Below are 23,036 nucleotides of genomic sequence, written 5' to 3'. Positions count from 1 at the left end.
CCACCGGCAACCCGGATGCGGCGGTGCGGGCCTTTGCCCTGCACCCGCTGATCGACTCGGTCTCGGCGGCGCGGGAGCTCTTCGCGGACTATCGCCATGCCCACCGGGAGTTGGGTGCCCTGTTCTCCTGAACGCCCGTCATCCCGTGGAGAGCGCCGGAAGATCTCAGGCCGGCCAGACGCCGGAGCTGGCGCGGCGGTGGGAGCCGAGGAGGTGGGTGTCGACGATGCCGATGGCCTCCATGAGGGCGAACATCGTCGTGGGGCCGACGTGGGCGAAGCCGGCCTTCTTCAGGGCCTTGGACATTGCCAGGGACTCCGCCGACTGCGTCGGGATCTGGTCGTACGCCGTGGGCCTGGGTGTCTCGGCCGGCTGAAAGGACCAGACGAAGTCGGCGAGGCCGCCCTGCTCGCGCAGGGCGATCGTCGCGCGAGCGTTCGTGATGGTCGCGTCGATCTTGCGCCGGTTGCGCACGATGCCGGCGTCGGCCATCAGCCGCTGCCGGTCCCGATCGCCGTATGCCGAAACGAGATCCGGGTCGAAGCCGTCGAACGCCTCGCGGAAGGCGGGGCGCTTGCGCAGGATCGTCGCCCACGACAAACCGGACTGGAAGGCCTCCAGGCTGAGGCGCTCGAACACGCCGCGCTCGTCGCGCACCGGCATACCCCATTCGGTGTCGTAGTAGTCGCGCAACAGCGGATCGCCCGCCGCCCACGACGGGCGCGCGAGGCCGTCCGCACCGACGATCAATGCATCGCTCACAGTCGCACCCTAGAGGGCACGGTGCCTCAGAACAGGCGGCCGGCCTCGTCGGCGGGCGGCTGCTCGAGTTCGAGCAGCAGGCGCTTGCGGTCCAGGCCGCCGGCATACCCGGTCAAGGACCCGTCGGCGCCGATGACCCGATGGCACGGGACGATGATGCTGATCGGGTTGGCGCCATTGGCCACGCCCACCGCTTGGGCGGCGCCCGGCTGCCCGATCGCCCGGGCGATCTCGCCGTAGGTGCGGGTCGCGCCATACGGGATCTCGCGCAGCTGCGCCCACACGGCGTGCTGGAAGGCCTCGCCACGCGGTGCCAGCGGCAGGTCGAACTCGCGCCGCTGCCCCGCGAAGTACTCCCCCAGCTGCCGCTCCGCCTCGACGAGCACCGGCTCGCCGACGATGGCCTGACCCAGGTCCGGCAGCTTGTGCCGGCGGCGGTGGACCTCGAAGTACACGCCCGTGAGGGCGCCACCCTCGGCGGTCAGGGTGAGCGGCCCGACGGGACTGTCGATCACGGTGTGGACGGTGGCGGTCATGAGAACTGTCATACCCCATCAGTCGCGGCAGCTCTGTCGAATGTGAGGCCCGGCGCGCATTCAGCAACTCCCCAGCCAATCTCCATACCATCTGCTCATGGGGCTATTCCGGCGACGGCCGCGCAGCAGCGGTGGAGAGCCCATTTCCGATTCGAAGGCAGCGCGCACGCATCTGCAGCAGTTCGCCTCGACCCGCCGCGGCGTCGAGGCCTATGTCGAGCCGCCGACCAATGTGACCGCTCCGACGATCGTGCTCGTCGCGTGGGACGGCGAATGGACCCGTCGAGCGGTGCGCACCCGGGACGAGGCATTCGAACTCGGCAAGACCTTGGGCGTGCCGACGTATGACGTGCAGGCGACGGGCTATCCGTCACGAATGCGGGAGTGGACCTCTCGCCAGCGCAAGCGCTGACGGCTGCGAATTCCGTTCGCGGACGCGTTCGCCCGGCCTTCGTCGTCGGGAACCCGGTAGGACGAAGCGATGGGCGCCCGCGATCCGGTCGTTCGGATCGGGGCGCCCATCGGCGAGGAAGGCTCAGGACGGGTTCGTCGGGTCCTCGGCCGGCGCGTCCTGGGGATCGTCGTCGTCGCCCTCACGGACGACGTCGATGCGGACCTTGGTGGCCAGCGCGGCGACAGCGCCGACCGCGGCGATCACCGGAGAGGCGAGGGCAAGGACGCCCCCGCCGATGACGCCGACATTCATGGGCAGGCTGAACAGCTCCTTACCGTCCTCGCTGTGCAGCACGATGCGACGCGTCTTGCCATCTGCGTACAGTTCCTTGACCTTGCCCACCAACTGATCGCCGGCGACCTCGATCTGCTCGGTGACCCTGCCCTTTTTCGACTCGTTCATTGGCTTCGCGCCCTCCTGCGGTGCATGCGTTCGGATCTGACGTTCTCAGCCTAGGGCGCACGTGCACGCTCCGGCCGTGGGGCGCCTCCCTGATCCCGCCCGGGTCAGGACACCAGCCGCTCGGTGATCGGCCGGACGTGGATCCGCGGGTCCTCCCTCCGGTTGTCCATCACCACATCGTCCGTCGCCACGACGTGCGCCTCCAACCGGTGTGTGCGTGCGAGTTGGGTGACGATCTCGAAGTACGACAGGCCGGGGTTGCCCTCGAGATGGAAGAGCCCCGGGTCGCCACGATCCAGCAGGTCGACGAGTGCCGCTGCCGTGTCGTCCAGGAAGGCGCAGGACGGGAACCAGTCGGTGCTCGCCCGGACCGTCCCCTCGCCGGCGGCCCGCACCAGGTGGTCGACCATATTGTTCGACCCGCGGGCATGGCCGATCTGCCACCCGAGCCGGGGGATCAGTGCCGCGGGATTCGCCCCTGCGACCGCGACCTCGCAGTCACGCTTGTAGCGGCCGTAGTCGTCCGTGGCGGTCGGCGTGATCTCGATGCCCAACGGGCCGCGCTGCTCCGGCCCGAACACCGACACCGAGCTGGTGAACAGGAACGGGATGCCACGCTGCCCGCACAGGCCGGCCATCGCAGCCGCCCAGTCAGGGCTGACCATCGCGAGGTGGCAGATCCCATCGGGCGCCGTGGCGTCGACGAAAGCCCGGACGGCCGGCGCGTGATCAACCCGCACCCGTTCGCGATCCCACCTCACGACCTCATCTCCTCGCGCTCTCAGCGCGTCCGCGAGGACAGGTGCGACGGTGCCAGTCATCCCAGTCACGATCCACCGCATCCGAATGCTCCTTCGTCCGTTCGCGGGCGGGAGCACCGCTCGTATGCTGATCCGGCTCACCCCTCATCGAGAGTGCCGACGAGCCGAGGTGAAATCATTACTGCATGGCGCGCGCTCTCGACGGGGCTGCCGGGCTCGAGGCGGCGACGGTCGCCCTCGCGAGAGCTCATCGGCATCGACTCGGTCAACCCCGGCCTCGTCTCCGGTGCGGCGGGCGAGGCGGACATTGTGGCTCACCTGGGGGAACGTCTGTCTCGCAATGGTTTCCAGACCGAGATCGTTGAGGCAGCGGTGGCGGAGCGACCGAGCCTGGTGGCGTGGCCGAGGTCCGGCACTGGGGCGATGCCGATGCTCAACGGGCACGTCGACACCGTCGGTGTCGACGGGATGCCCGACGCCTTCACGCCGCGCGTCGAAGGTGACCGCCTCCTCGGCCGCGGGGCGTGCGACATGCTCGGCGGGGTCGCGGGCATGGTGGTCGCCGCGGAGTATGCCGTGACGCACGGCGTCCCCGCTGCCCTCGCCCTGGTCTCGGACGAGGAGGACCGTAGCCTGGGCAGCGAGGCCGTCATCGCCGCACTCCCATCCCTGGGGCTGCGGCCGACGCTGTGCCTCGTGGGTGAGCCGACCTGGCTCGCCCCCGCCGCGTCGCTGCGCGGGTATGCCGTCGCCGACGTCACCTTCACCGGCCGGGCGAGTCACACCTCGCTCGCCGGCGAGGGCGTCAACGCGCTGACGCACCTCGCCGCGGTGGTGATGGCCGCCGAGGAGTATGCCGTGGGCGTGCGCGATCGGGGCGGCGAACTGCTCGCGAGTGTCGCGACGGCCGGGCGTGCGCCCTTCACGGTGCCGGATCGCGCCGAGCTGACCATCGAGCGGCGCACCGTCCCCCGAGAGGGCCTCGATGTCATCTCCTCCGACGTCGAGCAGATCCTGGCGCGGGTGCGAGGCAGCTACCCGGATCTCGATGCGGACATCGCGGTGCGCATCACCAGGCCGCCATGGCGACTCCAAAGCCAGGGTCCCGCAAGGGATTTCGCCGAGCGACTCGAAGCCGAGCTGGTCGCGGCCGGGACCGGACCGCATACCGCCTTCGACGCGCCCTACTGGATGGAGGCCGCCCTGTGGGAAGCGGCCGGCATACCCTCGCTCGTCTGCGGGCCGGCCGGGGGCGGGCTGCACGCGGTCGACGAATGGGTCGACCTGGGACAGCTGCGCGCCTACACGACCGCCCTGGCGGCAACGCTCGCGGCGACGGCCTCGGCGATCTGATCCATCGTGGCGGTGGGCACGCGATCGCCCTGCGCCGCGCCGAGATAGCGGACGACCCGCGGCCCCGTGGCGTCGGCCGGCTGGTCCGGCATCCGCGGGACGAGGTGGATGTGCAGGTGGCCGAAACTCTCGGCCTCGGCGAAGAGCATCACATAGGTCTTGACGCAGCCGACGACCTCGCGCAGGGCGGCACTGAGGTCGTGCAGGATCGCGCCGAGTTCGTCCGCGGCCTCGGTCGGAAGTTCGTCGAGGGCCTGCACGTGGGTGCGCGGTTGCACGATGAGCCAGCCCGGCAGGGAGGAGTCGACGGCGTGCGCCACCCGCCAGTGATCGGTCACAAGGATGCGTTCGCGGATGGGCAGTGCGTCCCCCTGGGCGGTGTTGCCGCACGCGAAGCAGCCCGCTTCGATAACCGGCTCGGGCGCCGGCGCGGGCCGGTCGGCAATGGCCAGCAACGCCTGGCGCAATTGATCGCGTAGGTCCGCGGCGCCCGTCTTCTCGGGCACGGTCACCCCGTGGATGGTCAGCCCGTCGATCACCGTATGCAGTTGGGCCGCAACCGATTCCAAGTCCTCCTCGAGCAGAGCATTCGGTCCCGGCGTGGGCCTGCCCAGGACATCGCTGACGGCGATTCGGCACAGATAGCGTTCGGCTTCCCACGCGTCGAGACGCAGCTGGGCAAGCCGCGGTTCACGCCTCGCCCGGCCCAGGAGAGCCAGCCACACGTTGACCTCGCCGACCCGCCGCTCATCCAGCGGGAGCAGCTCCTCCAGGAGAGCTTGCGCCCGCGGCATACCCGGCTCCATGTCGAAGTGCGCGAGGAGGCGCTCGCGCACGCCATCGATCATCAAGTCCGTGGCGAACGCGACCAGTTCGTCCTGCGTGGCGAAGTAGTGGCGCACTGCCCCGAGGGACCACCCCGCCTCGGCGGCGACGACCCGGACACTGGCGCCCTCGAGACCGTCGCGGGCGATGACCCGCCACAGGGCATGAGCGATCTCGCTGCGACGCGCGGCGTGGTCGACGATCTTCGGCACGGACCTATTTTGACACGACCGTATTGAATCCCCTACGGTCGGTTAAAGCACGGGCGTATTGTCAAACGGACGTAGTGCCAAGGGGGACGCGAATGACTCTGGCTGTCGTCGCAGGTCTGATCGGGCTGGCGCTGGTCGACAGCACCAGCCTCGGCACGCTCGTCATGCCGGTGTGGATGATCGCCCATCCGCGCCTGCGACCGTCGCGGGTGGTGCTCTATCTCGCGACGATCGCGCTCTTCTACTGGGCTCTCGGGCTGGCGCTGCTACTGGGCGCGTCGGCGCTGACGGCTCGATGGGAGGAGATCGGCGCCAGCCGGACGACCAGTTGGGTGCAACTCGTCATCGGTGTCGGCATGCTGGTGGCCAGCTTCTGGCCCGATACGCCGTGGGCGAGACGGCGGGCCCGGGAGCGAGCGAGCGGCGGGCGCGAAGCCGGATGGCGGGGACGGGTGACCGGTGCGGACGCCCGAGCCTCGACCGTGGTCACCGTCGCCCTGTTGGCAGGACTGGTGGAGGCGGCCTCGATGGTGCCGTATCTCGGGGCGATCGGGCTGCTGTCGACCAGCGGCTTGACAGCCCCCGCATCGGGAGCCGTGCTCGCGGTGTATGTGGCGGTCATGTGCCTGCCGGCGCTGGTCCTGCTGGGGTTGCGACTCGGCCTGGCCGAAAGAGTCACCCCGCTGTTGACGCGGCTCGAATCATGGCTGACGACGCATACCGGCGGCGCGATCTGGTGGGTGGTCGGCATTCTCGGCTTCTTCCTTGCCGCAGACGCCGTCACTCGACTGGGCTTGTGGGGTCCGGGCTCCTGAGGGCCGGTGCGGTTCGCTAGCGTGGGGGTCGGCCACGAGCCGACACGAAGGAGCCATCGATGACGAACGCGCCGACACCGTCCCGAACCGATCAGGTCATCGCAGCGACGGAACGCTGGGCCGCCCACAACTACCACCCTCTCCCGGTGGTTCTGGCCACCGGTGACGGGGCCTGGGTGACCGACGTCGAGGGGCGCCGCTTTCTCGACTGCCTGGCCGGCTATTCGGCCGTGAACTTCGGGCACGGCAACCCGCGCCTGCTTCGGGTCGCGCACGAGCAGTTCGACCGCCTCACGCTGACGTCGCGGGCGTTCTACAACGACCAGCTCGGCGACTTCGCGCAGGCGCTGACGGCATTGACCGGCAAGGACATGTGCCTGCCGATGAACTCCGGGGCCGAAGCCGTCGAGACCGCGTTGAAAGTGGCTCGCAAGTGGGGGTATCGCACGCGCGGGATCCCCGAAGGCGCGGCGACGATCATCGTCATGGAGGGCAACTTCCACGGCCGGACCACGACGATCGTCTCTTTCTCCGACGACAAGGTCGCCCACGACGAATACGGTCCCTACACACCGGGTTTCGTCACCGTTCCCTATGGCGATGCCGACGCGCTGGCGGCGGCGCTGCAGACCAACGAGTTCACCGTCGCGGTCTTGGTGGAGCCGATCCAGGGCGAAGGGGGTGTCGTCATCCCGCCGGAGGGCTATCTCCGCCGCGTGCGCAAATTGTGTTCCGGCGCAAACGCATTGATGATGGCCGACGAGATCCAGTCCGGGCTCGCCCGCACCGGAGAGACGTTTGCATGCGACCACGAAGGGGTCGTGCCGGATGTGTACATCCTCGGCAAGGCTCTCGGCGGCGGCATCATGCCACTCTCCGCGATCGCCTGCGATCACGAGATCATGGACGTGATCACGCCCGGCTCGCACGGCTCGACTTTCGGGGGGAATCCATTCGCGTGCGCCATCGGCACCGAGGTCTGCGCCATGCTCGAGACCGGCGAGTTCCAGGCAGCGGCGCGCGAGCGTGGCGCCCAGTTGGCAGCGGGACTCGAGCCGCTCCTGGGGGCCGGCCTCACGGCATACCGGCAGCGCGGCCTGTGGGCCGGCCTCGATCTGGACCCGACTGTCGGCACGGGACGCGAGCTATGCGAACGCCTTGTGGCACATGGGATTCTGGCCAAGGACACGCACGGCTCGACCATCCGCCTCGCTCCGCCGCTGGTGGCGACCTCCGAGGACATCGAGCTGCTGCTCGGTGCCGTGTCGGCGGGCCTCGCCGACATGACGGGATCGGGCGTCAGCGTGTAGCCGGGAGTGCGGTTGGCTGGTGCGGGTACTTCGAGCGCAGGGCCAGGCTGACGTATACCAGGCCGACGAGGACGGGGACCTCGATGAGGGGGCCGACGACGCCGGCGAGGGCCTGGCCGGATGCGACGCCGAAGGTGGCGATGGCGACGGCGATGGCCAACTCGAAGTTGTTGCCCGCTGCCGTGAAGGCCAGGGTCGTGGTGCGCTCGTACGTCAGGCCGAGGGCCTTGCCCAGGAGGTAACCACCGCCCCACATCAGCGCGAAGTAGGCCAGCAGGGGTAGGGCGATCCGGGCGACGTCGAGAGGACGGCTGGTGATCTGTTCGCCTTGTAGCGCAAAGAGGATGACGATCGTGAACAGCAGGCCGTAGAGCGCCCAGGGGCCGATGCGCGGCACGAAGGAGCGCTCGTATGCCGCTCTCCCCCACCGCTGTTCGCCGATCCGTCGGGACAGGTAGCCGGCGGCGAGGGGGATGCCGAGGAAGATCAGGACGCTCTTGGCGATCTGCCACGCGGAGATGTCGAGCTCGGACTGCTCCAGGCCGAGCCACCCGGGCAGGACCGATAGGTAGAACCAGCCCAGCGCGGCGAACGCGACGACCTGGAAGATCGAGTTGAGCGCGACGAGGACGGCTGCCGCCTCGCGGTCGCCGCAGGCCAGATCGTTCCAGATGATCACCATGGCGATGCATCGTGCGAGGCCGACGATGATCAGGCCGGTTCGATAGGCCGGCAGATCCGGAAGCAGCAGCCACGCGATGGCGAACATGAGGGCCGGGCCGACGAGCCAGTTCAGGATCAGGCTCGACACCAGGAGTCTGCGATCGCCCGTCACCGTGTCGAGCCGGTCATAGCGGACCTTGGCCAGCACCGGGTACATCATGACGAGCAGGCCGATGGCGATGGGCAGCGAGATCCCGTCGACCTCCACCGCCGACAGCGTGTCACCGAGGGACGGCAGGAGGCGGCCCAGGAGGAGTCCTAGCGCCATGGCGGCAAGGATCCACACCGGCAGGAACCGATCCAGGGTGGACAGCCGCGCGCTGACGGCCTCGGTTCTCGGGGCGTGCGTGGTCACGGATTCTCCTTTGGCAGACAACGGGCTCAACAACAGCGGTCCGCGCTGCGCGGCGCGAGGTCGAGGAAGGTCTTGATGCCGGCCAGAGCTTCCGGACGGACGGTCCAGTGCACCCAGCGGCCGCGCTTGTCGCGCGCGACGAGACCCGCATCGTGCAGCTTGCGCATGTGGAAGGACAGCGTCGGTTGGCTGATCCCCAGCGCGTCGGGAAGGTGACAGGCACACGCCGTGCCGGCGTCGGACTCGGCGAGATAGCGCAGCAGCCGCACGCGCGTGGGATCGGCGAGTGCCTTGAAGGTCTCCGCCAGGACGTCGGCCTCGACCGTGGGCAGCAGTTCGCAATCTGCCCCGGCGCAGCAGATGTCCGTCTCCGGTGCCGCGGTCGGCTCGATCGAGGTCATGGCCCAACCCTAGCGCACATATTGACAATCATCCATATATGCCCTTCAATCATGCATAGATGAATGTCGATACGAAGGGACACGAGGACACGCCATGGAACCCGACCGCGACACAGTGACCAGTCAACTGGTCGACGACCTGACCTACTCCTACCAGGACATCTTCGAGCCCGCCGTCATCGAGAAGGCCGTCGCCGAAGCCTGGGACCTGCTCGCGCCTGCATCAACCATCCGCACCTACCTGCCGATCCTCGTCGCCCGCCAGGCACGCGAACAACTGATGGCCACGGCCCAGGCGGAGGGGCGGGTTGCCAAGAAGGTGCCAGAGATCCTCTTCGTGTGCGTCCACAACGCCGGACGGTCACAGATGGCGGCAGCCTTGACCGAGCACCTGTCCGCGCGGCGCGTGCACGTGCGCTCGGCCGGCTCCGCCCCCACCGGCGACGTCCTCCCGGTCGCCATCGAGGCCCTGCGCGAGCGCGGCATCGCCCTCGGCACGGCATACCCGAAGCCGTTGTCCGACAGCGTGGTCAAGGCGGCCGATATCATCGTGACCATGGGCTGCGGCGATACCTGCCCCTACTTCCCGGGCAAGCGCTACGAGGACTGGGACGTGGCCGACCCCGCCGGTCAGCCACTCGAGGTGGTCCGGGACATTCGTGACGACATCCAAGCCCGCGTGACCGCCCTCCTCCGCGAGATCCTCGACTGACCTCCTCCACGAAAGGCCCACCCACCCATGGACACCGAGCGCCCCAGCGTTCTCTTCGTCTGCATACACAACGCCGGCCGCTCCCAGATGGGCGCGGCATACACCCACCACCTCTCGGGCGGCCGGGTCGAGGTCCGCTCGGCCGGCTCCGCGCCTGCCGACTCGATCAACCCCGCTGTGCGCGAAGCGCTCCTCGAGGACGGCATCGACATCTCCGCCGAGAAGCCCAAGATCCTGACCACCGAGGCCGTCGAGGCCTCCGATGTCGTCATCACGATGGGGTGCGGCGACACCTGCCCCTACTTCCCCGGCAAGCGCTACCTCGACTGGACCCTCGATGACCCCGCCGGGCAGGGAGTCGAGGCGGTCCGTCCGATCCGTGACGAGATCAAGGCTCGGGTGCGCACCCTGCTCGGCGAGCTCGGAATCGACCCGGTGGACGACGTGGCCTGACCGGCCGGCCCGGAAGTTCGTCCAGGATTCTTCGATCCTGCCTCGACGCTGGCGCCTCGAACCTGGAAGGTTGGGTACTGGGCCCAACGCCTTCGAGAGGACAAGCGACCGTGAACGAGTTCCAGCTCAGCGCGCCGGCCGATTTCGGACCTGACGAGCCGTCGACGAATTTCCGCGCCACGGGACCCCAATTTCCCCCGACGCACCATCTAGCGGACCAGCCGGCGGTCGCCCCGGCCCGCGACGTCGACACCTTCGTCCAGGAGTTCCTCGAAGAACTCAACTTCGGTCAGGGCGTGCCGCTGGATCGCTCCACCATCAACCACCAGTACCTTGCCTTGGCCAGCACCGTCCGCAGCTACCTGATGGCCGACTGGCTCGCCACCGCGGCCCGCCGCCGCGCGCACCCGGCCAAGATGGTCGGCTATCTCTCGGCCGAATATCTCCTCGGACGCCAGCTCGGTAACGCCCTGCTGAACAGTGACTTGGAGGGCATCGTCGAAGAGGCCATGCGGCAGCTCGGCATCGACCTTGCCGCGGTCCGGGCCCAGGAAGTCGAACCCGGTCTCGGCAATGGCGGCCTGGGACGCCTCGCCGCCTGCTTCGTCGACTCGCTCGCCACCATGGACGTCAGCTGCATCGGCTACGGCATCCGCTACGAGTACGGCATCTTCCGCCAGACCTTCGTCGAGGGCCGCCAGGTCGAGGTGCCCGACACCTGGCTCGCCCTCGGCGCCCCCTGGGAGTTCCGCAATCCCGAGCGGGCCGTGCAGGTCGACTTCGGCGGCAGTGTCGAGTCGTATGCCGGCGACCAGGGCCGGCCGCGGCGGCGCTGGCGCCCCGATTGGAACGTCCTCGCCGTCCCCTACAACTACATGGTCCCCGGCTATCACAATGGTGTCGCCAACACCTTGCGCCTCTGGAGCGCGGAGGCAACTCGCGCCTTCGACCTCCAGATCTTCAACCACGGCGACTATGCCGAGGCGGTCCGCGCGCAGACCTTCGCGGAGAACATCTCCAAAGTGCTCTACCCCGAGGACTCCACCCCGCAGGGCAAGGAGTTGCGCCTGCAGCAGCAATACTTCTTCGTCGCCGCGTCGATCGGTGACTACCTGCACGGCACCCTGCCGGAGGACTTCGACCTCGCCCGGCTGCCGGAGCAGATCATCTTCCAGCTCAACGACACTCACCCGGTCATCGGCATACCCGAGTTGATGCGCCTGCTGCTCGACGTCCACGGGATGGAGTGGGACCAGGCCTGGGCGATCACCTCGCGCTGCTTCGCCTACACCTGCCACACCCTCCTGCCCGAGGCCTTGGAAGTATGGCCGGTCAGCCTGGTCGAGCGTCTCCTGCCCCGGCACATGGAGATCATCTTCGAGATCAACGACCGCTTCCTCGCGGCGGTCCGGGCACAGTTCCCCGGGGACGACGATCGCGTGCGGCGGATGTCGATCATCGCCGAGGGCGGCGACCGCGGGGTGCGGATGGCGCACCTGGCCACGGTCGCGGCGGTTCGCGTCAACGGGGTCGCGGAACTGCACTCGCAATTGTTGCGCGACAAGGTGCTGGTCGACTTTGCCCAGCTGTGGCCGGAGAAGTTCACGAATGTCACCAATGGCGTCACCCCCCGCCGGTTCCTCGTGTCCGCCAACCCCCCGCTCACGAGTCTGATCAACGACGCGATCGGCGGGGGCTGGATCACCGACCTGGAACGCCTGCGCGAGCTGGAGCCGTATGCCGAGGACCCGGTTTTCCGGGAACGGTTCCGGTCGGCGAAGCGCGCCAACAAGGACCATCTCAACTCCACCCTGCTGGCCGCGGGCACCGCGCAGTTGCCCGCGGACCACATGCTCGATGTGATGGTCAAGCGACTGCACGAGTACAAGCGGCAGATGCTGAAGCTGCTGCACATCGTCTCGACCTATGAAGGGGTGCTCTCGGGTCGAGTTCCCGCAGAGCAGGTCACGCCCCGCACCTGTCTCTTCGGAGCCAAGGCCGCGCCCGGCTATGCGACCGCCAAGGAAACGATCTACCTGATCAACCGGGTCGCGTCGGTCATCAACTCCGACCCTAAACTCGACGGCCGGCTCTTCGTCGCCTTCCCACCCAACTACAACGTCACCCTGGCGCAGCGGCTGATCCCGGCCGCCGACCTCTCCGAGCAGATCTCGCTGGCCGGCAAGGAGGCCTCCGGCACCGGCAACATGAAGCTCGCGCTCAACGGGGCCCTGACGATCGGCACCGACGACGGCGCCAATGTCGAGATCCGCAAACTGGTCGGCGACGACAACTTCTTCCTCTTCGGAATGCGGGAGCCGGAGGTCGCCGAGTTGCAGTCGCGCGGGTATCACCCCGGCGAGGTCTATGCGTCGAATCCGGTGCTGAAGTCCGCCATCGACCTGATCGCCAGCGGACACTTCGGCGACCGGGGGGCATCGCAAGCACTGATGGGCGACTTGGTCGGCAACGACCGTTTCATGGCGCTCGCCGACTTCCAGGCCTACGTCGACGCCCAGGCTCAGGTGGATGCGAAATTCGCGGACACCGAGGCCTGGACGCGCTCGGCCATTCTCAATGTCGCCCGCTCCGGCTATTTCTCATCCGATCGTTCGATGCGTGATTACCTCGACCGCATCTGGGGTGCGCAGGTCCACTGACCTGCTCATTCCTCCTACTCGAGGGCGGACCCGCACCGCATTTCGGCACTCCCGCGCCACCCGGAACCCGTCGTGCCGATAGACACGCAGGACAGATGTGCGTACCCTGGCGACCGCCTTCGTGTCCGCTCGCCGGGCGCGAATGACCTGCCCCCCAGATCACCGCCACGGACCGCGAGATCGCGTCGCGCCCGGGCGAGAAATGGCCCGCAATGAATCGCCGCGTCCGGACCCGCCTGGCCGTCGTCACCGTCCATACTCTCGCCGTCACCGCGATCGGTGCCTGGCTGCCGGCGCAGGCCCGCGCTGGCACCCTGGACGTCGCGACGACCGGCTCGGACGCCAACGCCGGGACTGCTGCGGCGCCGCTGCGGACCGTCCAGGCCGCCATCGACCGCGCCACACCCGGCACGACGATCCGCATTCACGCGGGCACCTACAAGCAGCAACTGAGGATCAGCCGCTCCGGGATCGCCGGCGCCCCGATCACGGTGACCAATGCCGGCGACGGACCGGTCACCTTGACCTCCGATCAGGTTCCGGACTCGTGCGATGCCCATCAGCCCAGCCCACGACGCACGCTGCGGATCACGGCCGGGGCCGACTACTGGACCTTCAAGGGCCTGAACATCGTCCATGGCGCCTATATCAACGGCAAGGGCGCGGGCGCGGCCTTCACCTTCCATGCGAACAACGTCAAGTCGGGCAATTGGCAGGCCCGGCGGGCTGTTCCGGGAGCATCGACGAACGATCCCGTTGCAGCCCGGAACGCCGCCGCCTATCTCGCCAAGGTGACCGGGACGGCCATGGATCCCAGCGAACACATCGAGTTCATCGGCAACCGCATCACCAGCCGCGGCATCTACGCGACGTTGGCGAACTATGGGGTCCTGAAAGACAACACCATCTCCGACATCATCTGCGGGTCGGGCCCGGGAGTCTGGGTGATGACCTTCAGCAACTTCTGGGAGATCTCCGGCAACGACGTCTCCCGTATCGCCCCGTCGGGGTTACGCCACTACATGCAAGAGGGCATCCGCGTCGATTCCGGAGCCGGCTATGCCCATGTCTACGGCAACTACGTTCACGACCTCTCCGGTGACGGACGCGCGTTCAACACCGACGAGGACGCTAGCTTCAACATCTACGAGAACAACCGCGCCGCCAATGTGGCCATCGCCTACAACGATCAGATGGCCGGCTGGGGCAATACGTGGCGCAATAACGTCGCGACGGGTTACCGGCAATACTGCTTCGGTTTCCGGCTGAAGGATGCGTCCATGGCCCTGCCGTCGCCGAACAGCTCGACGAACATGGCCAGCGTGAGCGGCAACACGTGCTCGGCGCCCGCGACCACCGGCGCAAAGGGCGTGGGCATCGGCGCCATCTCCAAGAGCACCTTCAGCGGCAACACCTTTCCCGGCGTGATGCTCGGCAAGTACGTCGCCGGCTACTGGGCGAAGTACGGCAACATGTGGAACGGCAGTTCCGTCCCGCCCTCCTCCCGGTGACCCTCCCGCCTGATTGACGCACCCGGAACCCCATCAGGCGATGAGGCGCCGGTCCGAGACCGCACCGCGTGACGGTGGAGTGCTGGCGAGATGGATGACGGGATTCGTGAACGCCACGATTGATCCGGCGGCGTCTCGCACCCGCAGGTAGAAGAAGCACGAGGTCTCGGTCGCCACCACGACCTCGGCATTGCCGGACGGGAGGTCGGCGGGGCGCAGGGTGGCGACCACAGTGCAACCCGGCTGGGTGAGCGGGGCACCGGACGCGGCATACCCGACCTTGCCCTTGACCACCTCGACCCGGCCGCCGGTCGGGACCTGGGTCACTCCGACACCCAACTGGCGGGACGTCACGCCGGGCCGGATACTGGCCGAGCCCATCGGCGCATCGTCGAGCGAGACCCATAACTGCCCGGCGTACGCGCCGAGAAGCGAGACGCACGCGAGGCCCTGCTGTATGGCAGTGGCATGGCTGTCCTCGTCGGTCCCGTCGGCCCACAGCTGGGTGACGAAGTTGTTGCGCTTGGCCGTGGTCCAGGAACCGGGGATCCCGGTGTGATTGTCCGAAACTCCCGTCCACGTGGCGAAGATGCCGTTGGCGACGAGCAGCTCGCCGAGATACATGTGGTTGGCCAGGTCGACGCGGCCGCGTAGGTAGTAGGCAATCTCGATGCCATCCGCTCCGAATACGCGGTTCGCAGTGAGATCCGTGGCCTCGGCCAGAACCCGCTGCTTCTGCACGGCTGGGGTGTCCGCTCCCGAGCCCGGGTCGAGGACACCGAACGGATGGTTGTAGATCGCGTAGCCGTCGTGTGCGTGGATGTGGTCGACGAAGTCGGCGGTCGTCAGGCGTGCACCCCTGGCAGCCGCGTCATACAGCGGGATGGCCACCCCCGGCCGGCCGCCGTAGCCGTTCACATGCCAGGCGTTCGAGAACTCCACCCCCAGACGCGAGATGACGGACGTGGGCGTGCGTGCCACCACGGCATCGAGCGTGTCCTGGGCCGCGTCCAGAGCGTCTTGCCCTGTCACGGTGCGGACCATTCGCATCCCGCTGAAATAGCCGTCCACGAGACCGGACTTGCGGGCCACGGCGTGCAGATACAGTTCCGTCACCGAGTTGTCGGTGGCGACGACCTCGGGCCAGTAGGTTGCGACGTCCGCATCCGGGAACACCTCGGGCTGCGTCACCACACCTACGGGGCACGGCCGGAAGATGACGAGTTCGCTGGCGGTGGGCCGCTCAATTCCGGTGCCGGTCGGCCCGAACCGGTATTTCAGGATCAGCTGCTTGCCCGACGCCTGCATCGACAGGTGGAGCCGCAACTCCATCCACGCCTGCCCCTGCGCCTTGCCGATGTAGATCGATGGCTGGAACCGTCGCCCGCCGATATTGCCGCGATGCTCGAGATTGGTGTTGGCACGGGTGTCGGCTTTGAATCCCACGACGGTTTCTGCCGTGGCCTTGGTCGTGGACCGCACATGCAGGGCGGATCGGTTGGTCCCCGCGCGGCGATCGAACTGCGCAAGGCATCCGGTCGGCACGGCAGTGCGTACCCACTGCCAGCTTCTGCCGTTGATGACCGGTTCGGACGCGGCCGACAGCAGGACCGTGTCGCGGTAGCGCCCCGGCGGGATGGCCGCCCGGTTGTCGTGCACCGTGTAGTGCATGAAGTCGACTTTCGCTCGCGCCGCCTCTCGAAGGTGGCTGGCGAGACTGGCGATGCCCTCGCAATATGACGCGTGCAGGTGCATGGCGTGTGTCTGCGCCATCAGCCCGGCCGGCGCGCCGAGAGCAGCGGCGTCCACGAGCCGCCCGCTCAACCCGTGGGCGGCCGACGCCGTCGCACGACTGGCTGCCGGCACGTAGAGCAAGGCACTTCCCAGCGCGCTCGCAAGCGCCACTCTGCGCGGTATGGCGCTCGTGGCCTCCACTCGCGAGCCGTAGAAGTCGAAGTGATACCCGTCGTCGATATGCGCACCGTCGCGCGACTCACACATGATGCCCCCTTCACCTGCGCGCCTCGCCGCCCCCCGGAGGCGATATATTAGGCTCGCGGAAATCAGCGTCGCACTGCCGGCGACCGACCGTCAACGACTCCTCTGTCGGTTATTTGCACGACAGCTGACGAACAAGGCGGCCCCGGAAGACAACCTGTGACGGCGTCCAGCCGGCTGGAAGAGTGTCAGTGCCCGCCACGGGACAGCTGGAGAGTCCGGCCGAACTTGGCGGAGGCAGGACGACTGATGAGCCCGCGAAAGCACACCCTCACCGTCATCGGTGGCATGGTTTGCGGCCTGGGCCTGGCCGCCTCGACACCCGCATACGCCGCCACCGTGCCCACACCCGAGGACGTCGCCTCGGCGGCCTGCCAGGCCTTGTTCTATGTCAAGGACAAGCGCTTCCAGCGCGTCATTCGCGTCTCGACCGGCACCCCGGGTCATGAGACCCCGTTCGGCTACTACACGTTGAGCAACACCTTGCGCGGCTGGTACTGCAGCACCCTCTACCCGGAGTCGTGTGGGACGCACTCGGTCGGCGAATTCTCGTACATCTCCGATTACGGCAACATGTAAACCCGCGGCAGGTGATCGGCGACATCTTCCTGCACGGTTCCACGTCAGTGCCCACCTACCCCGCCTCGCACGGCTGCATCCGGGTGCGGGTCAGCGACTTCGACTGGCTCTACCACAACGTCGATCGCATGCCCTGCTTCATCACGGGGAACTACACGACCACCCCGGCTACGCGTCCCGGTGCTCGTCCGGGACCGCCACGGCAGCGTCACGCACATCGACGCACAGGCGCTCGTCGACGTTGCTGCCCGACTCGATGCCGTCATCACGGTGGATGTGCAAGCGGGCCAGTTCGCCACATCCGGTCAACACGTCGCGCGGGTGTGGGGCCGCACGCAGGTCGAGGAGGCGGACCCGAAGAGAATCCGCCGGCTCATCTGGTTGGGCGGCGAGCGGCAGCTTCACCAGTACGTGGGGTTCGGCCTCCGGCAGCTCGTCGATATCGCCGAGCGAGCCCTGTCACCGGGCATCAGCGACCCAACCACAGCAGTGCAGGTCATCGACGAAATCCACCGGATCCTCCGCGAACTCGTTGTTCGAAAGACACCGAGCCCGTATGTCGCCGACCCAGACGGTCGGGTGCGTGTGGTCCACCAACCTCAGGCGATCGACGGACTCATCGATCTCGGGGTCCGAGAAATCGCCCACTATGGATCCGATAGTCCGCGTGTCCTCGCACGCCTGACCGAGATGCTCACCGACCTGAGTGGCTGCGCACTGAACCGGTACGGGTCAACCCTCGACGGACTCTCGGGCGAGAGGGCCAGGGTGGACCTCATCGCCGGTCGACTGCCCAGGCCGCGGGCCCGGGAGAGTTGAACTCGGCCGGTTCGGTCGTATGCCGCGGGGAGCCCACTGAGTCGGTAGATCCCGTTAGTCCCCAGCGAGCCCGACGGTGCGCAACACCTGGTTTGCCGGGGCATCCGGTGCGGAGCGGATCGTGAGGACGTTGCCGTGGGCGGCGTGGCGCGTCCGGGCGGCGAAGATCGCTTGTACGGCCGAACTGGCCAGGACGTCGGCGTCACCGAGGTCGAGCACCAGGGGGAAAACGCCGCCGCGGCTGTGGATGTCGAGAGCGCGCGCGAACTGCTCGGCCGTGGTTATGTCGAGGGGCCCGTGGACTACGAGCGTTCGAGGAGGGCCGTCCATCAGGTCCGCGGCATACTCCCGCCCGACCCGGACGCTGGGGACGGACTCGGGTTGATCGCCCAGGATGGCCTGCCGGGAGAGCGCGCGGCCCGCCGTGATGACGGTGCCGCGACCCGACCCGGCGGTGTGGTCGATGTCGAGTTCCTGGACGAGACTGCCCACCAGCCAAAGGCCCCGCCCGCTCGTGTCGTACGGCACCGTAGGTTCGCGCCACGTGCCCTGGTCGCAGACCGTCACACGAAGCATCCCGTCGCGCTCGACCTGGGCCGCCAGGTCCACCACCTGCCCCGCTCCAGGTGTGGAGGCGTGCTCAACCGCATTGGCGACCAACTCGGTGACGATGAGGTCCACGGCACCAGCGTCGTCGTCGGTGAGGTCGAGGGGTCGCAACCACTCACGCATGGTGGCGCGCGCGTGGGCGACGGAGACCATGTCCGCTTCCAGCTGTCTCGTGAGCGGGGTCAGGACGTTCGCCCGGCGTTCGACAGCCAGAGCGGTCACGTCATCGTCATACCCGCTGCGGGTGAGGACTTCGACGCCCTGGACACAGGCGCGCTCGGCCGCCGTGGCCGACGCCTCGACCGGGACTGACTGATCGACAACGGCATTGCGCACCACGGAGACGAGCGCGTCCATCCCGGCTCGCAGGTCCTGGCCGGGGCGTTCGACCAGGCCGTCCGTGTAGAAGAACGCGACATCGCCCACGTCGAGAACGTCGTGGAGCGTGGTCGGCGTCGACCCGGTTCCGAGGGGTCCGGATCTGGACGGCGGCAGGAACCGTGCGTGCCCGTCGGGGCGCACGATAAGCGGGGGCAAGTGGCCACACGTTGCATAGTCCAAGGCGCCGGTGGCGGGGTCCAGGACGGCCGCGCAAATGGTCGCGGCACGCATTGCCGAGGACTGGGTAGCAGTCACGTCTGCCCGTAGTAAGGCCTGGTCGAGGCGGCCCGTCTCGGTCAGCACGGTGGCCACGATGGTGCGTAGTTGACCCATGGCTGCCGACGCGGTGACACCGTGACCGACCAGGTCTCCGACGACCAGACCCAGGCGTCCGTCAGCGAGCGGTATGGCGTCGAACCAGTCCCCACCCGCCGCCTGGTCGTCGGCCGCGACGAGATATCGCGCCGCCACGACCGCCTCCGGTAGCACAGGCACCACGGTCGGCAGCAGGGCGCTCTGGAGTTCGGCGACGACATCGCGGGCGGCCTCATACCGTCGCTCTGCCCTGAGAGTGCGCCGGTGCTCCGCTCGGCGCGCTCCGGCCCCGTCCACGACAGGCATGGCATGGACCGTCACGCCGTTCACCGTCCCGCTGTCGTCGCGCCGGGGTGTGACCACCATGTCCACGTAGATCTCGTCCGGCTCCTCGGCCGGCGGCTGCTCCGCTTGCACGCCCCACGCGCTGACCGTCTCGGACTGCCCTGAGGCGACGACCCGGTCGAAGGCCTCGAAGACTTGCTGGCCGATCCACTCCGGGAAGAGGTCGGGTGCGGACCGGCCGATGACGTCGTCCCGTCCCAGGAACTCCCGGTATGCCGCATTGGCCGCGTCGAATCGGTACTCCGGCGCCGGCCCGAAGCCGCCCAAGATCAGCGGCAGTTGCTCGAACGTCCCCTCAACGCTCTGAACTCCATCACTCACAGGTGGCGCTCCTCGGCGTCGGCGACCGCGACCGCGATCAGCTGAAATGCCATGTTAGGCAGACCTACCCGGCTCATGGCGTCAGACGACTCGGTCAGCTTCGCAGCAGTGCACCGTCGGGCAAGCGGCGCACAACACGGACGGCCCGGCGTTGCGCCGAGAGCTTTGCCGGCTGCGCTGGTAGCCGTCTGAGCGCAGCGCCCGGACAACACAATGTGGCAGCTCGGGGTTGTCAGAGCCGCCAGCGATGATGTGCAGTGATGAATCCAGACCCACGCGATCGGCGCAAGCGCAAGAAGCCGCCGTCGAAGTCTCCTGTCGTACGCACCGGTGAGTCGCCGGATGATCCGCATGACGTCGTGTTCTTAAGCGACACCGATCAGACGACGCGGCCGAGGCCGATCCGGGGCGGGCTGCGCTGAACTCATACCCGGCGAAGGTCAGAGCGACGATGCGAGCCGCGCTGATCGCGGTGGCATCGGCGCCTCCGAAGCGGTTCGCCGGTGGTGGCTACTGGGAGGCAATGAAGGGCGAGATGACGGGCTGGTTCGAGGTTCGCGTCGACGGGCCAGGTCGCCACCACTATCGGTTGTTGAAGCCGGAGTCCACGCTCACTGGCCTGACCTCAGGCAGGAACCTTGGTCCTCGACGTACGCAGCTTCTCGAGGGTGCCGTGCCAGCTTCTCCGGGTCCGCAGTCCGGCCCTCAAGAAGCGACTCGATGATCTGGCCGCGCTCGGACTTGCGGATCGGCTCGACGGTGATCCGCAGGCCGAGCGCCGCCGCAACTGTCGGCGGCCACGAGAAACTGCCCGGAGACGGCCACGAAGCTGCCCGCTGGCGGACATGAGAACTGCCCACTGACGGTCATGGGGTCTGCCCGACACGACGTCGTCTGCCTCGCCGCGGTCCGCGGTTGAGGCCCTTTCCTCGGGTGCGATGAGCGGTGCTGATGCGCCCGTTCGCTCCCGAGGAAGGGATGAGTTGAAGTCTGCCGAGGAGATCATGGAAATCTTGAATGCCTACGACCTGACTGGGTCGTTGCGTGATGCTGGGGAGCTGGCTGGCTGCTCCCACCACACGGTCAAGCACTACGTCGAGCGGCGTGCCGCCGGCGGTGAGCTGGATCAGGCCGCGCGTCGGCCGATGCTGATCGATGAGTACCTGCCCAAGGTCGAGGAGTGGGTGGAGCGGTCCAAGGGCAAGGTCCGCGCCGACGTGGCCCACGACAAGCTCGTGGCGCTGGGCTACACCGGCTCGGAGCGCACTTCCCGCCGCGCGGTCGCGACCGTGAAGCAGTCCTACCGGGCCGGGCGGGTGCGGGTGCACCGACCTTGGATCACCGAGCCGGGGATGTGGCTGCAGTACGACTACGGCGACGGCCCGGTCGTCGACGGCGTCAAGACGGTCCTGTTCGTCGCCTGGCTGGCCTGGTCCCGGTTCCGGGTTGTGCTGCCGCTGCGGGACAAGACCATGCCCAGCGTCTTCGCCGCACTCGACGTCACGTTCCGGCGACTCGGCGGGGTGCCGACCTACGTGCTGACCGACAACGAGAAGACCGTCACGGTCGAGCACATCGCCGGGATCCCGGTCCGCAACCCGCAGCTGGTCGCGTTGGCCGAGCACTACTCGATGAGCGTGCATACCTGCGTGCCGGCCGACCCGGCATCCAAGGGCGGCACCGAGGCGTCGGTGAAGATCAGCAAGGCCGACCTCGTCCCCAAGGACACCAACCTGCGCGAGGCCTACGACTCGTTCGCCGAGCTCGAGGCCGCCTGTGTGGCGTTCTGCGAGAAGGTCAACACCCGCCCGCACCGGATCACCAAGCGGCCGCCGGTCGAGATGCTCGCCGAGGAGCGCGCCCGACTCCACCCGGTCGCCCTGACACCGCACACGGTCGCGTTCGGCACCACTCGACAGGTGCCGGTGAACACGCCGATGGTGACGTTCGAGTCCGGCCAGTACTCGGTTCCACATCAGCTGCTCGGTGCCACGGTGTGGGTGCGGGTCCACGGTGTCGGCGCTGAGGAGCAGGTCGTGATTGTCCACGTCGGCGCCGACGGCCCTGTCGAGATCGCCCGCCACTACCGGGCCACCCCCGGGACACCGAAGATCTACGACGCCCACTTCCCACCCCAGCCCGAGGGACCGCTGGACCGTCGACCCCGTGCCAGGAACGCTGCCGAGTCGGAGTTCCTCGACCTGGGTGAGGGCGCCCGGCTGTGGCTGATCGAGGCAGCCGCCGCGGGCACGCCGCGGATGCGGGTCAAGATGACCGAAGCGCTCGCCCTGGCCAAGCTGTTCGACCCCGTCGAGGTCGACTGGGCACTGGGCCACGCCGCCGTGCACGGCCGGTTCGCCGAAGCCGACCTGTCCTCGATCCTGGACCACCACGCCCGAGCACCGAAGGCGGGCGAACACCGGGCCAGCGAGGATCGCTCGCTGACCCAGGGCACCAGCGCCTGGGCACGACTCGGCCAGCACAGCAAAGACGAGGCGCTCTGATGACGACCAGGAGCACCACGATGGCGGCTGGGTCCGCGCCGGCGCTGCCGGCGGACCTGGAGGATCTGCTGCGTCGGTTGCGGCTGCCCCACATCCGTCGCCACGCACCCGAGGTGGTCGCGACCGCGAAGGCTCAGCGCTGGGAACCGGCTGAGGTGCTCAAGGCGCTGTTCGCCGAGGAGGTCGCCGGTCGGGAACGCTCCGCACTAGCGACCAGGCGGGCGGTCGCGGGGTTCCCGACCGGGAAAACCTTCGATGCCTGGCAGCCCGAGGTCTGCTCGATCCCGGCGCCGACCCAGCAGGCGCTGCGCACCCTGGAATGGGTCCACCGCCGGGAGAACCTCGTCGTGTGCGGGCCGTCGGGCACCGGAAAGACGTTCCTGCTGGAAGCACTCGGACAACTTGCCGTTGAGCAGGGGCTGAAGGTCGCCTGGTTCACCTTGGAAGACCTCGGCGGCCTGCTGCGCCGCCATCGCGCCGACGACACAGTCACCAAGGCCATCGCCCGCGTCCTGCGAGCCGACTTGGTCATCGTCGATGACATCGGGCTGCTACCGGTTGCCGTCGACGCCGCCGAGGGCCTGTACCGGCTCGTCGACGCCGCCTACGAGAAGCGCTCGGTCGCGATCAGCTCGAACCTGCACCCGTCCGGGTTCGACGAGCTGATGCCCAAGACACTGGCCACCGCTACCGTCGACCGGCTCCTGCACCACGCCCACGTCTGCCAGACCAGCGGCGACAGCGTGCGACTCACCCAGGCACTCGCCGGCCAAGGGGTGAGCCCGTTGAACTGAATGCCCCTGGTCGGTAGTGGCCGCAGCCCCTTGGGCAGATCCCATGGCCACCACCGGGCAGTTCCCGTGACCGTCAGCGGGCAGGTTTCATGTCCGCCACTGGGCAGTTCCTGCTGTCCCTTGACA

General features: G+C 68.2%; 21 protein-coding genes and 1 pseudogene. 13 read left to right on the top strand and 9 right to left on the bottom strand.

Annotated elements, in window-relative coordinates:
- Window positions 1-165: 165 nt before the first annotated feature.
- A complete protein-coding gene (locus tag BN11_RS02770; RefSeq protein ID WP_048694155.1) occupies window positions 166-762 on the bottom strand; it encodes a DNA-3-methyladenine glycosylase I in 597 nt (198 codons plus the stop codon).
- Window positions 763-788: 26 nt separating this feature from the next.
- On the bottom strand, window positions 789-1,298 hold the full coding sequence (locus BN11_RS02765) for a methylated-DNA--[protein]-cysteine S-methyltransferase (RefSeq protein ID WP_053083986.1): 510 nt from the start codon (window positions 1,296-1,298) through the stop codon (window positions 789-791).
- 97 nt (window positions 1,299-1,395) lie between these two features.
- On the opposite strand from BN11_RS02765, the gene BN11_RS02760 reads away from it, so the two are divergent.
- Entirely contained in the window at window positions 1,396-1,710 is a 315-nt protein-coding gene (locus BN11_RS02760; RefSeq protein WP_048694152.1) for a hypothetical protein, read from the top strand.
- A 123-nt stretch (window positions 1,711-1,833) separates the two neighbouring features.
- Here BN11_RS02760 and BN11_RS02755 read toward each other — a convergent pair whose 3' ends face one another.
- Entirely contained in the window at window positions 1,834-2,154 is a 321-nt protein-coding gene (locus tag BN11_RS02755; RefSeq protein ID WP_048694150.1) for a DUF4342 domain-containing protein, read from the bottom strand.
- Window positions 2,155-2,258: 104 nt separating this feature from the next.
- Window positions 2,259-2,975, bottom strand: a complete 717-nt coding sequence (locus BN11_RS02750) for a sugar nucleotide-binding protein (protein ID WP_235435335.1) — start codon at window positions 2,973-2,975, stop codon at window positions 2,259-2,261.
- Window positions 2,976-3,338: 363 nt separating this feature from the next.
- Between BN11_RS02750 and BN11_RS02745 the strand changes: the two genes are divergently transcribed.
- Complete coding sequence (locus BN11_RS02745) at window positions 3,339-4,268, top strand: M20/M25/M40 family metallo-hydrolase (RefSeq protein ID WP_157043943.1); 930 nt, start codon at window positions 3,339-3,341, stop codon at window positions 4,266-4,268.
- On the opposite strand, the gene BN11_RS21600 is transcribed toward BN11_RS02745, so the two are convergent.
- Complete coding sequence (locus BN11_RS21600) at window positions 4,217-5,305, bottom strand: TetR family transcriptional regulator C-terminal domain-containing protein (protein WP_083433478.1); 1,089 nt, start codon at window positions 5,303-5,305, stop codon at window positions 4,217-4,219. The genes BN11_RS02745 and BN11_RS21600 overlap by 52 nt on opposite strands.
- Window positions 5,306-5,397: 92 nt before the next feature.
- On the opposite strand from BN11_RS21600, the gene BN11_RS02735 reads away from it, so the two are divergent.
- On the top strand, window positions 5,398-6,120 hold the full coding sequence (locus BN11_RS02735; RefSeq protein ID WP_048694138.1) for a GAP family protein: 723 nt from the start codon (window positions 5,398-5,400) through the stop codon (window positions 6,118-6,120).
- A 59-nt stretch (window positions 6,121-6,179) separates the two neighbouring features.
- Complete coding sequence (rocD, locus tag BN11_RS02730) at window positions 6,180-7,430, top strand: ornithine--oxo-acid transaminase (protein ID WP_048694135.1); 1,251 nt, start codon at window positions 6,180-6,182, stop codon at window positions 7,428-7,430.
- Here the strand turns inward: rocD and arsB are convergent.
- On the bottom strand, window positions 7,420-8,508 hold the full coding sequence (arsB, locus tag BN11_RS02725) for an ACR3 family arsenite efflux transporter (RefSeq protein ID WP_157043942.1): 1,089 nt from the start codon (window positions 8,506-8,508) through the stop codon (window positions 7,420-7,422). The genes rocD and arsB overlap by 11 nt on opposite strands.
- A gap of 26 nt (window positions 8,509-8,534) precedes the next feature.
- Entirely contained in the window at window positions 8,535-8,909 is a 375-nt protein-coding gene (locus tag BN11_RS02720; protein ID WP_053083985.1) for an ArsR/SmtB family transcription factor, read from the bottom strand.
- 94 nt (window positions 8,910-9,003) lie between these two features.
- On the opposite strand from BN11_RS02720, the gene BN11_RS02715 reads away from it, so the two are divergent.
- The 4 genes from BN11_RS02715 (at window position 9,004) to BN11_RS02700 (ending at window position 14,245) form a co-directional block, all read left to right on the top strand.
- Window positions 9,004-9,621, top strand: a complete 618-nt coding sequence (locus BN11_RS02715) for an arsenate-mycothiol transferase ArsC (RefSeq protein WP_053083984.1) — start codon at window positions 9,004-9,006, stop codon at window positions 9,619-9,621.
- 27 nt (window positions 9,622-9,648) lie between these two features.
- Complete coding sequence (locus BN11_RS02710) at window positions 9,649-10,074, top strand: arsenate reductase ArsC (protein ID WP_048694129.1); 426 nt, start codon at window positions 9,649-9,651, stop codon at window positions 10,072-10,074.
- A 110-nt stretch (window positions 10,075-10,184) separates the two neighbouring features.
- Window positions 10,185-12,734: a glycogen/starch/alpha-glucan phosphorylase gene (locus tag BN11_RS02705; protein ID WP_048694126.1), complete on the top strand. Its 2,550-nt coding sequence runs from the start codon at window positions 10,185-10,187 to the stop codon at window positions 12,732-12,734.
- A gap of 212 nt (window positions 12,735-12,946) precedes the next feature.
- On the top strand, window positions 12,947-14,245 hold the full coding sequence (locus BN11_RS02700) for a DUF1565 domain-containing protein (protein WP_048694124.1): 1,299 nt from the start codon (window positions 12,947-12,949) through the stop codon (window positions 14,243-14,245).
- A gap of 33 nt (window positions 14,246-14,278) precedes the next feature.
- Here the strand turns inward: BN11_RS02700 and BN11_RS02695 are convergent, their stop codons facing one another.
- On the bottom strand, window positions 14,279-16,246 hold the full coding sequence (locus BN11_RS02695) for a CehA/McbA family metallohydrolase domain-containing protein (protein ID WP_048694120.1): 1,968 nt from the start codon (window positions 16,244-16,246) through the stop codon (window positions 14,279-14,281).
- A gap of 246 nt (window positions 16,247-16,492) precedes the next feature.
- On the opposite strand from BN11_RS02695, the gene BN11_RS02690 reads away from it, so the two are divergent.
- From BN11_RS02690 to BN11_RS02685, 3 genes and pseudogenes are all read left to right on the top strand, one after another.
- Complete coding sequence (locus BN11_RS02690; protein WP_048694117.1) at window positions 16,493-16,822, top strand: L,D-transpeptidase; 330 nt, start codon at window positions 16,493-16,495, stop codon at window positions 16,820-16,822.
- Window positions 16,765-16,935 (top strand): annotated as a pseudogene (locus BN11_RS26000) (L,D-transpeptidase); the annotation flags it as partial. The gene BN11_RS02690 and the pseudogene BN11_RS26000, both read left to right, overlap by 58 nt.
- Before the next feature lie 67 nt (window positions 16,936-17,002).
- Window positions 17,003-17,641, top strand: coding sequence for a DUF2254 family protein (locus BN11_RS02685; RefSeq protein WP_053083983.1), 639 nt, complete (start codon window positions 17,003-17,005; stop codon window positions 17,639-17,641).
- 54 nt (window positions 17,642-17,695) lie between these two features.
- On the opposite strand, the gene BN11_RS02680 is transcribed toward BN11_RS02685, so the two are convergent.
- Window positions 17,696-19,612, bottom strand: a complete 1,917-nt coding sequence (locus tag BN11_RS02680; protein WP_048694114.1) for a SpoIIE family protein phosphatase — start codon at window positions 19,610-19,612, stop codon at window positions 17,696-17,698.
- 983 nt (window positions 19,613-20,595) lie between these two features.
- On the opposite strand from BN11_RS02680, the gene istA reads away from it, so the two are divergent.
- Both istA and istB read left to right on the top strand, forming a co-directional pair.
- Window positions 20,596-22,116 (top strand): IS21 family transposase, encoded by a 1,521-nt coding sequence (istA, locus tag BN11_RS02675; RefSeq protein WP_048693240.1) that lies wholly within the window; start codon window positions 20,596-20,598, stop codon window positions 22,114-22,116.
- Window positions 22,116-22,910 carry an IS21-like element helper ATPase IstB gene (gene istB, locus BN11_RS02670; protein ID WP_201329189.1) on the top strand — a complete coding sequence of 265 codons (795 nt, stop codon included), beginning with the start codon at window positions 22,116-22,118 and terminating at the stop codon, window positions 22,908-22,910. The genes istA and istB overlap by 1 nt, the downstream gene beginning before the upstream one ends.
- The last annotated feature ends 126 nt before the right edge of the window (window positions 22,911-23,036 follow it).

The organism is Nostocoides australiense Ben110 (assembly GCF_001050535.1).
Classification (GTDB): domain Bacteria; phylum Actinomycetota; class Actinomycetes; order Actinomycetales; family Dermatophilaceae; genus Nostocoides_A; species Nostocoides_A australiense.
This window is presented reverse-complemented; position numbering and strand designations above follow the sequence as displayed.